The 9,809-nt window shown below is 41.3% G+C and carries 8 protein-coding genes; 6 read left to right on the top strand and 2 right to left on the bottom strand.

Features of this window, described 5'->3' with window-relative positions:
* Positions 1 to 302 precede the first annotated feature (302 nt).
* The 6 genes from AAHJ11_RS19870 (at position 303) to AAHJ11_RS19845 (ending at position 4,310) form a co-directional block, all read left to right on the top strand.
* Positions 303 to 917 carry a TetR/AcrR family transcriptional regulator gene (locus AAHJ11_RS19870; protein ID WP_217721734.1) on the top strand — a complete coding sequence of 205 codons (615 nt, stop codon included), beginning with the start codon at positions 303 to 305 and terminating at the stop codon, positions 915 to 917.
* Between the two features lie 158 nt (positions 918 to 1,075).
* The gene (locus AAHJ11_RS19865; RefSeq protein ID WP_148365434.1) at positions 1,076 to 1,567 is read left to right on the top strand and encodes a hypothetical protein; all 492 of its coding nucleotides are present in this window, start codon (positions 1,076 to 1,078) and stop codon (positions 1,565 to 1,567) included.
* An 88-nt stretch (positions 1,568 to 1,655) separates the two neighbouring features.
* Positions 1,656 to 2,126: a hypothetical protein gene (locus AAHJ11_RS19860; RefSeq protein ID WP_217721735.1), complete on the top strand. Its 471-nt coding sequence runs from the start codon at positions 1,656 to 1,658 to the stop codon at positions 2,124 to 2,126.
* A 24-nt stretch (positions 2,127 to 2,150) separates the two neighbouring features.
* Positions 2,151 to 2,855 carry a hypothetical protein gene (locus tag AAHJ11_RS19855; protein ID WP_413580061.1) on the top strand — a complete coding sequence of 235 codons (705 nt, stop codon included), beginning with the start codon at positions 2,151 to 2,153 and terminating at the stop codon, positions 2,853 to 2,855.
* 66 nt (positions 2,856 to 2,921) lie between these two features.
* Positions 2,922 to 3,503 carry a hypothetical protein gene (locus tag AAHJ11_RS19850; protein ID WP_320978106.1) on the top strand — a complete coding sequence of 194 codons (582 nt, stop codon included), beginning with the start codon at positions 2,922 to 2,924 and terminating at the stop codon, positions 3,501 to 3,503.
* 18 nt (positions 3,504 to 3,521) lie between these two features.
* Entirely contained in the window at positions 3,522 to 4,310 is a 789-nt protein-coding gene (locus tag AAHJ11_RS19845; protein WP_320978107.1) for an aspartate dehydrogenase domain-containing protein, read from the top strand.
* On the opposite strand, the gene AAHJ11_RS19840 is transcribed toward AAHJ11_RS19845, so the two are convergent.
* Together AAHJ11_RS19840 and AAHJ11_RS19835 are read right to left on the bottom strand one after the other, a co-directional pair.
* Positions 4,293 to 5,177: a D-isomer specific 2-hydroxyacid dehydrogenase family protein gene (locus tag AAHJ11_RS19840; protein ID WP_320978108.1), complete on the bottom strand. Its 885-nt coding sequence runs from the start codon at positions 5,175 to 5,177 to the stop codon at positions 4,293 to 4,295. The two genes, AAHJ11_RS19845 and AAHJ11_RS19840, sit on opposite strands and share 18 nt — an antisense overlap.
* 321 nt (positions 5,178 to 5,498) lie before the next feature.
* The gene (locus AAHJ11_RS19835) at positions 5,499 to 9,440 is read right to left on the bottom strand and encodes a two-component regulator propeller domain-containing protein (RefSeq protein WP_320978110.1); all 3,942 of its coding nucleotides are present in this window, start codon (positions 9,438 to 9,440) and stop codon (positions 5,499 to 5,501) included.
* Positions 9,441 to 9,809: the final 369 nt, after the last annotated feature.

Below are 9,809 nucleotides of genomic sequence, written 5' to 3'. Positions count from 1 at the left end.
TGACAAGAAAAGAAGAGCAAAAGGCAAAATAGACAGTTCTTTTTCATGGGGCGGATAGACTTTAATGAGTATGAGATAACAGAGATTAACCAGACAAATGTAGAGAAATTCTTCGTATTTCAGCTATAAACAGCACATAAATTAGGAAAAGGAATGAAAGGTGATTTACTAAAAAATAACTTTTCGCTCATTCATTAACGGCATTTCCTGATTTATTTTTGTTAATCTATTGCCCGCTTTTATGCAAGCTATCCGATAAAATAGTATTTTCGGGGGTAAAAAATATAAAAGACTGCCGTGATATGAAAATTACCCGCGATGATTTATTGACAGCTGCGTTCAAACTGTTTATGTCCGTGAACTATGAAAAAGCTAGTTTTGCGGAACTTGGAAAGATGCTCGGAATGTCGAAAGCCGGCATATTCAAATACTACAAGAACAAACAGGAACTATTCATTGCCGTAGTGGACAGGTTTTGGTTCAGCACGCAAAATCCACGAAACAAATTCACCGAAACAAACGGTACGTTTGCCGAATTTATAGACGAATACGTGAAAGGTGTACAACGGACGATGGATATGCTGGGCAAGCTGATAGGTGCAGATAAGGTGGCACCAGAAAAGTTTTCATATCACGCCCAATATTTTCATTTTCTGTTTCAAGTAATCCAATATGATCCTGACGCCAAAGAAAAGCTCCATAATCTCGTAGCCAGCGATTATGCTTACTGGCGTGCCGCCATCCAAAGCGCCGTACAAACAGGAGAACTGAAAAAAGATGTAGACGTTGAAGAAGCGGTAGTCATGTTCCGGCAGGTTTACATGGGACTGTCCTTTGAGATGGCATTCCTGGGCGGATTGGATACCCAGCTACTCTCCAAACATTTACATGCTATTTACTCCTTATTAAAAAGCTAGACTGTATTATTCAATACATACCATATCCCTTCCACGTAGACTATCTATGCAAAAAAAAGATAAAAAAGAAACGACCGTTTACTTTTTCGGAATTGTTTTATAACTTTGGCACTATCATTCAAAGAATGGTAGTTATAATGTAATAAAACAAGCACTATATGGAAGTAGACAAACTGCGGAAAAGAAAGGGATTTTTCAAAACACTGGTAACGATTTTACTGGGAACGAGAAAAGAATACAAGGTGGAAGATTTAGGCATCTTTTCCGGCAAAGTTTGTGATTGGTGGCAGAATGACCATTACAACTGGTTTACCACCCTTCAACTGCCATCTTATTCAGCGGAAACGGTCATTGCAATGGCTGGCAATGCTTCAGCGCCGTCACCACAACAATTATTAGAATTACGGGCATTACTGAAAAATTGGGCATCCATAACTGCCCGATTAGACAGTATATTGCCTAATGAAAGCCGCCTGGTACATAAAGAAGAAATATATGCTTCCTGGCAAGATCATTTTTATCCGGAAGCGATAAATCCATCCGACAAGGACAATGAAGGTTGGGAAATTACATTCGTCAGAGAAGATATGGATGATTGTTTCAGCTTTATCTGGAAAAATAACACCGTGCGGAATCTAACTTTCAATTAAATCAAAAAAGCATATAAAGTAAATTATTACAAACAAAGAAAACAGTCAAACGCTGTTCCTCTATCAGTTATTAACACGTTAAATTACAATGATTATGAAAAAGATTTTATTTATTCTGACCGTCATAGCCGGTCTTTTGATGAGCAGTAATGCCGAAGCACGCAGAATCAGGATTCCTGTAAGTAACGACATCCCGAAAGTAGCTACCCTCCCCGACAGTTCTTATTATAAGACGGACGAAGGCACTCATCTGGATTTAGGATATATCGAGAAAGACGGCAAACGTACGCTCGTACTCTTTTCCGAATCAAAACCCGATACGTACTATGACATCTCCGACGAATATGCCGAAGCAATCCGGCAGGACCTGAATGTAAAGGAACTTAGCAGCCTCATCCCCGAACCTACATTCTGGGACAAATGGGGTGGCAGCCTTCTTTTCTACGGTTTTGCTGCATTGATAGTCATAGGCCTGCTATCCTACCTGAAAGACTTTATCCTGGGACTTCTGGGCATAGTGAAAAAAGAGAAGGATAACAACGAGGAAGAAGAAAAATAGTACGGACACCTAAAAATAAAACTCATGAACATTTATTCGCTTATTCCGATTGTCTGCATTATCCTGTCTTTGGGATATTGGTTTTATACAAAAAGCAAAATCTCCCAGCAGGTTCAGACAGTAGACAGCACCGATTTCAAAGCAGAATTTGCAAATGCGACACTATACAAGAACCAATTTCTGACATCCGAACTCCCCTTTCTGAAAAAAGCGATGGAGCAAAACCCTATCGACGCTTTCAACTATGCCAACACCGAGCACAATATGGTAGATGCCCTCAAAGACGGGGTGAAAGATAAACTGAAAGGAATGGCCACTTTGGGAACCGTGCGTTTCACCACCGTGGCAACTCCCAAATATCTGGTATTAAGCGGTGATAAGCTGCACCTGTTCGACACGGACACCAATGGTGAAATAGACAAGCATCTGATATTCGAACCCACGCAACTCAAAAACTCAAGACTCGCCGTATATCCTTTGGAGGGACAGATAAAAGCACAAGCCCAGGCACGCGGCAAAAATGTAAAAGCCTATAAGCTCTCTTTGCAGACAGACGGAAAAGCGATTGAACTCATCCTTTATTCCTGCCTGATTTTCACAGACATTCCCGAAACTCCGGTAGACGCGAAAGAAACGGTAAAGGCCATTGTCATTGCCAATGATTTTCTAAAACGCTTGGGCGACTGTTATCCGAATCTGAAAGTGGCATTACCCATCGAAGAGTCCTGATGTAAAGAGCCTTGATATAAATATAAAGCAGCACTTATACATGAATCATCCTGTTCCGGAATAACGATGAAAGCAAAATTAAAATACCCGATATTTTGGTCCAGTCCGAACGACAACAGGGTCTATGTCTTTTGGAAAGAGAAAGAGAACAAGACAACGAAACTCGATATGCTAAAAGAAGCCAACGGGTGGAAAGGTGATATGATTATTGATGCCACCGGAACAAAATACATCGTCAAATGCTCCTACATGACCAAATGGAAAGGTATACATGGATTCACAGGCGGATTCACAGGCATGATATACTACGAACAGGAATACGAAGACAATCCCGAATCTCTCTCCTTGCAGCAGCTGCAAGACCGGATAGCGGAAAGATACCCCAAAACCCGATGGTTCAGAGAGGAAGGTTGGGGCAGCAGAGATGATTTCAGGCGGACAGTCTACGCCTGCAAGACCTTTGAGGAACTTGCAGGATTATTCAGACATCCGCCCGAAACCCTGCGCACACGGATTATAAAATGGTTGCATCCTACCCGGAAAGAGCTGAAAATGAGAATCGGAACTGTTTTGTTCCTTATCCTGTACCTGCTAGTATGTTATCTGATATTCGAATACAATATTAGCAACCAAAACTCTTACCAATAAAAGTATTATCTTTGTTGCATGAAAAGATTAGTCATTGTAGGATGTGGACGACTTGCAAAAATCGTTGCGGATGCAGTTGTCAAAGGTTTATTACCAGATTATTATCTGGTAGGTGTCTATTCGCGTACGGCATCAAAAGCAGCGCACATCGCAAATAAAATGCAGCAACATGGAAAGCCTTGCATTGCTTGCGCCACATTGGAAGAGTTATTGGCATTAAAGCCTGATTATCTGGTAGAATCGGCCTCTCCTGCCGCCATGCGGGAATTGGCTTTGCCGGCATTGAGAAACGGAACGTCTGTCGTTACTTTGTCTATCGGTGCTTTGGCAGATGAGGCATTCTATCGGGAAGTGACAGAAACCGCCAGGGCAAATGGTACACGGGTCTATATCGCATCCGGAGCTACCGGTGGATTCGATGTTTTAAAAACTGCCTCCCTGATGGGAAATACGACGGCTCGCTTCTTCAATGAAAAAGGTCCTAATGCACTCAAAGGGACACCCGTTTATGATGATTCTTTGCAAACGGAGCAGCGTACCGTTTTCTCCGGTAGTGCTGCGGAAGCTATTCACCTCTTTCCAACGAAAGTGAATGTTACAGTTGCCGCCTCACGGGCTTCTGTCGGTCCGGAGAACATGCAGGTATCCATACAGTCTACTCCCGGATTTGTAGGAGATACGCAAAGAGTAGAAATCAAAAATGACCAGGTGCATGCCGTGGTAGACATTTATAGTGCTACATCGGATATTGCAGGGTGGTCAGTAGTGAGCACCCTGATTAATATCGCTTCACCCATTGTATTCTGACAGATTGGCCAGTACTTTTGCGCTCAGGCGGTCAAACGCCTGACGCGTGCGGCCAGTAGACACCTGCATACAACGTACATGCGGATGATTGAGAAGTTGCTCATCCCCCAATGCGCCTATCGTGTCACAAAAGCAAAGGTTGTCACCTTCCAGCCATTCAGTAAAAGCAGTCTCATCCCATGCCGGTGATAAACCGGTATTGAATAAAATCTTCCGGTTACCCATCTGCTTAAATTCCTCTTCATGCAGTAAAACCGTATTTTTATTAAGACAGCAGCAAATGACTTCACTCTCTGAAAGGAGTTCCCTCAATGGCAGAAAACGATATCCTTTGGCAGTAGCCGCTTCTTTCTCACTGCGGGCATAATATGAAATATCAGCACCAAAAAACTTCAAGGCGTCCGCTATCATGCCGCCAGACTTACCCAATCCGATTATTCCGACTTTCAATCCGGTGATCTCACGAGGCAATTCTTCCCACGGTTCCTGTCCAAAGCCGTGCAAACAGCGCACCAACTCACTGACTACATATTCCACCACTCCCTCGTCACCATAATCCCGGATACCTGTTACCGTGATACCTCGTTCATTGGCATAACGAATATCGACATTGGCACTTTCGGGAGAATAGAGTGAACAACACATTCCAATGTATTTCACATTCGGACAACATTCGAGTACATACCGGTTGATACGGGAGGTATAACTCAAAAGCACCGCATCAGCACCTCCGATACGGGCAATTATTTCATCATCATTCGCAGGTATATCAGGATACATCACCACCTGACCTGCAAATGAATACAACGCTTTTTCGGCCGCCGGAACCAAGCTGACCGGTTCTATAGCTACAAGTTTCTGAAACATCATTTTTTATTTTAGAAGTATTATACAAACATATATGGTTCGGATTAGCAACCCAACATGGCGCTAAGATACAAATTTCCGGTCATAATATCATTTAAAGATGAATGATTACAGTGCGTTTTAGACACGCGAGCGCAAGTTAAACAGATCCATTCATAAACTGTTCACCGTCTGACTCCTTTGAGGCGTCACAATGATGCCATTAACGATATAATCCTTTTTTACTTTTCAAACACAAAGAAAAAAATTATATTTGCTGAGATTTAAAACAAAATAGAAACCAGACAGAGTTTGAATTACACTTCCACTGAGGCAAACGAACTACTGTCCCTTTCTTTCCCGGATAATCTTTTGCTTATATTCTGTTGGAGTTTCTTGGGTATATTGTTTAAACACAGTACTAAAATAACGTGAGTTACTAAATCCCACCTTCTCCGCAACTTCTGTGATACTCATATCATTGTTAATAAGGAACGATATCGCTTTTTCCATTCGGAGCTTATTGATATAATCATTACTTCCCATACCGGTAAGAGTCTTCAATTTATTATAAAGTGAGGTTCTTCCCATACCGATTGTCTGGCACAAGAATGGAGTATTCAAGTCCGGATTATCCAGATTCTCCATAACAATCTTGTTCAGCCGGAGTAAGAAAGTTTCGTCAGCCTGGCTGAAAGTCGTCTCTTCCGGTGTCGGGACAGACCCCAGACTCATATATTTTTTCTTGGAATACTCCCTGCTTTTCAATCGGTTACGGACAAGTGCCATAAGCATATCTATCTCAAAAGGTTTCGTTATATAGCCATCCGCCCCATTCTTATAACCGTTCAGCAAACTTTGTTTGTCATCTCTCGCAGTAAGTAAAATAATCGCAATATGGCTCACCGTTATATCCTCTTTAATGGATTTACATAATTCATAACCATTCATACGAGGCATCATTACGTCACTGATAATAATATCCGGATTATGATTCCCGGCCAGTTGAAGAGCCTCTTTACCATCCGAAGCAACGTAAATATGTTTAAAATAGCTCTTCAATGATTTAGCCAGGAAATGAACCATATCCTGATTATCATCTACCACCAGTGCAACATAGGGCGTAGTATCAAAGTTTTCAGCATCAGAAGAAATAAAGCTGCTATCATTAAGCATCAATTCATTCAGATAATTCTGAGGCAGACGGACTATTTCTTTCTCATTCTGCTTCAAAGGCAGTTCGAAGAAGAAGGTAGCTCCGTGTTCGAGGTTATTTCGTGCACCAATTGAGCCCCCATGCAGTTCTACCAGGATTTTGGAATAAGAAAGCCCGATACCGGTTCCGGTTTGTTCCCCCGTCCCTTGGTAGAAGCGGGTAAAGAGCTTGCCCATATCTACATTCTGCAATCCGCAACCTTGATCAACTATCGAGATTCGCACTCTTTCAGTATCCGGAAGCAACTCTGTGACAATCGTAACCTTACTATCCGACGGACTATGCTTCAATGCATTAATCATCAGATTATTGAAAACAATCTCACACTTACTTTTATCATAATATACCTTTTCAATACGGGCATCTAACTCATAACAGATAGATACGCCCTTCCCGTTTGCCTCACTGTCGAAATCTTGCGAAATATCTTTTATCCACTCGTTAAGGAGATAAGGCTGTATCTGCAATTTGCTTTCACTGACCTCCATCTTACGTACTTCAAGTACCATATTGATAAGGTCTTTCATACGCTGCGACTGACGATAGATTGCCTTTAAAGGCAGATAATAAGTATTTGAAGACGAAAGCGATTTCAATATCTGGTTTAGCGGAGCATGAATCAGCGTCAGCGGTGTACGCAGCTCATGACTAATATTAATCAGGAAATGCACTTTCTCTTCATACATCTGTTTTTCATGTTCCTTCATTGCCCATTTCAGCTTTTCCTTCTTCCGTTTTAATATGATCCAGAATACCATGAAGGTTCCTCCTAGCACAAGAAGTATACAGCACCAGATGAACCACCACGTCCGATACCACGGCGACAGGACAGTTAATGCCAACACCTGATAGCCAGAAGTCCAGCTACCGTCTTTGTTTGTGCACGATGCAAGAATATCATAATTCCCCGAAGGAAGCGAATGCAATGTCAGTTCAGGATTATATGATTCGATATACTCCTCCTTCAGTCCCAGTATCTGGTAACGATAGAGCTTTTTCCGGAAAATATCTTTCTCCCTCGACATTATACCGATTTTTATATTGCTATTCCAAGGCACGGAAATACCTGCCGGATTACCGCTTAACTTATCATTAGCGGATTCTCCATTCACAGCAATATCAGATAATTGCAGTTGGGGCAGTTCGGATGTAGTAAAAGGCAATTCGCAGTTGATACGCAACAATCCTTTTACCCCTCCCATATAGATGTCCCCTTGTTCACTGGACAAACGGGAAGTAGAAAGATACTCGTTAGACAACGCTCCATCCGATTCTCCCCAAAGAATGAACTTCTTTTCTTTTGTAAGCCAGACAAAAAGCATATTATTAGCTCCTATCCACAATCTGCCCTGACTATCATAAGCTAACAGGGAAACAGTTGTAAACAAGACGGTAGAGATGCGTTTCTGTGTCTTGGAAACAACATCATAATAGCTTAGTCCATAGTTATTCCCTATCCAGAAATTGCCATGTTCATCTTGAGCGACAGAATGAATAATGGTATCTCCCCTGCTTTTAAACAGTTTACTCAACTTATTGGTTGAATGATCCAATTCATAAATATACCTGAGATCATTCAGATAAGTCTTATCGCTCTTTTGGGCTATCGGTACCATAGCACCGATAGAGCCATCCTCTCTTTCCCTATCGATGATATCAAACCGCTTTTCCTTCAGATGATATTGATAAATCTGGTCTCTGAGCAGCAACACTGTGTTAGGAGAATTCTGGTAGAGATTGATTATCTTCGCCCGGTTGTTAAGCCTCTCTGTCGTTTCTCTGTCAACAATCGTAAAAGGGCTTTTCTCGCCGGTTTCCGGATCAAAGACAAACACTCCCTGAGCCCACACAGATATTAATAGTTTTCCCGAAGAAAAGCCGCAAATGGAAGTTATTTTGTTCTTCCATGTAGAAGAGTAATAAGTGAATTTCTCCGTATAAGGATTGAAAGAGTTGATACCTCCGCCATCTGTCCCAATCCATATCCGGTCGGGATTCTGCTGATAAAGAGAAAGTATTGACTTATTGCTCAATCCATTAGCATTGCCGGGAATCACATTGGTATATGTTTTCATATATACTTCCCGGATACTAATCAGACCATTCCGGACACTGCCGGCCCAGATATTATTATCTTTATCCTTATAAAGGCTAAGGATAGAGTTGGCAGGAAGTGAATAGTTTTCTTCGCCCGGAATATACTCCAATATTGTAAATTCACCGGTTTCCAAATCCAGCACATTAATACCACCGCCATCTGTTCCAATCCACAGTTTCCCTTCCCGTTCAACCATGCTTAAAATAATATCATTGTTTAATGAAGAATTACGGGTGGTGTAAGAAGCCAGTAATTCACCACTATGGCTGAAGCAATTCAAGCCTTTATTAAACGAAGCGACCCATAGCCGGTTCCGTGAATCGATAATCATACTGACAATTTCGGATTCGCTCTTAAACGGAGCACGTTTACATTCTCCCGTGGTTAAGTCCAACAGGCGTAAGCCCTGCCAACGGTTACAGCAAAGCAAAGTGTGCGAATCCCAAAATTCCAGCCCCATAATACTGTAACTGGGGGTTGTGCTGAATTGCTGTACCAATCGGAGTGAAGAGTCTTTATAATTATAATGATACACCTTATTATAAGAACCAAAAAACATACCTTCAGCGGAACGGCAGAAAGAAAAAGCAATGATCCTTTTCCCTTTTTCGTCTGTGGGGACTATAAAATTATCACTTTGACGTTGATAACAGGCAATCCCCCTTTCTGTCAACACCCAGATATTATGCTGTTTATCTTCTACAATATTATAAATCAGGTTATCAGGGAGAGAATAAGGATTGTCAGGATCGTGCACATAACTTTTCAACTCATATCCGTCAAACCTTCCTAAACCCGCCTGTGTTCCTATCCAAACGAAACCTTGCTTATCTACCAATGTACAATAAACCGTAGAAGATAAGCCGTCTCCCAAAGCTATTTGCTTATAATAATAATGCACCGCGTGAACAGGAAGTATAAAACCGCTTATGATATAAATGAATAGCAAAGTTAGAAGGATCTTTTTCATAAGTAGGACTTATTACGGTTTGAATTGAAATGCTTTCAGCAACAAAAGTAACATTTTTATATATATCTTGTATGTAAATAGTTCAAAAATCAGTTCAGAGCCAGCAAACCGACCTGCCACTCAAATATTTATACATCAGTAAAAGTCTGCATGGAGCTTACCCTGGCAATATTCAGAAAATAACCTATACTGCCATTCTTTCCGGCAGAAAGAATATTGTTTTAACCAACATACATTTTAAGACTGTAATAATCCTGGTTACAGTCCCCAGAAGTAGTGATAAAATCGCTTTTTGAACAAAACAAGATATAATACGATGATTTTGAAACATCCCGCAATCATCAGAGTAATACATTTGCAGAGAAGTTT

The organism is Bacteroides sp. 90-K9/2 (assembly GCF_047310725.1).
In the GTDB taxonomy this organism is placed as follows: Bacteria; Bacteroidota; Bacteroidia; order Bacteroidales; family Bacteroidaceae; genus Bacteroides; species Bacteroides vicugnae.
This window is presented reverse-complemented; position numbering and strand designations above follow the sequence as displayed.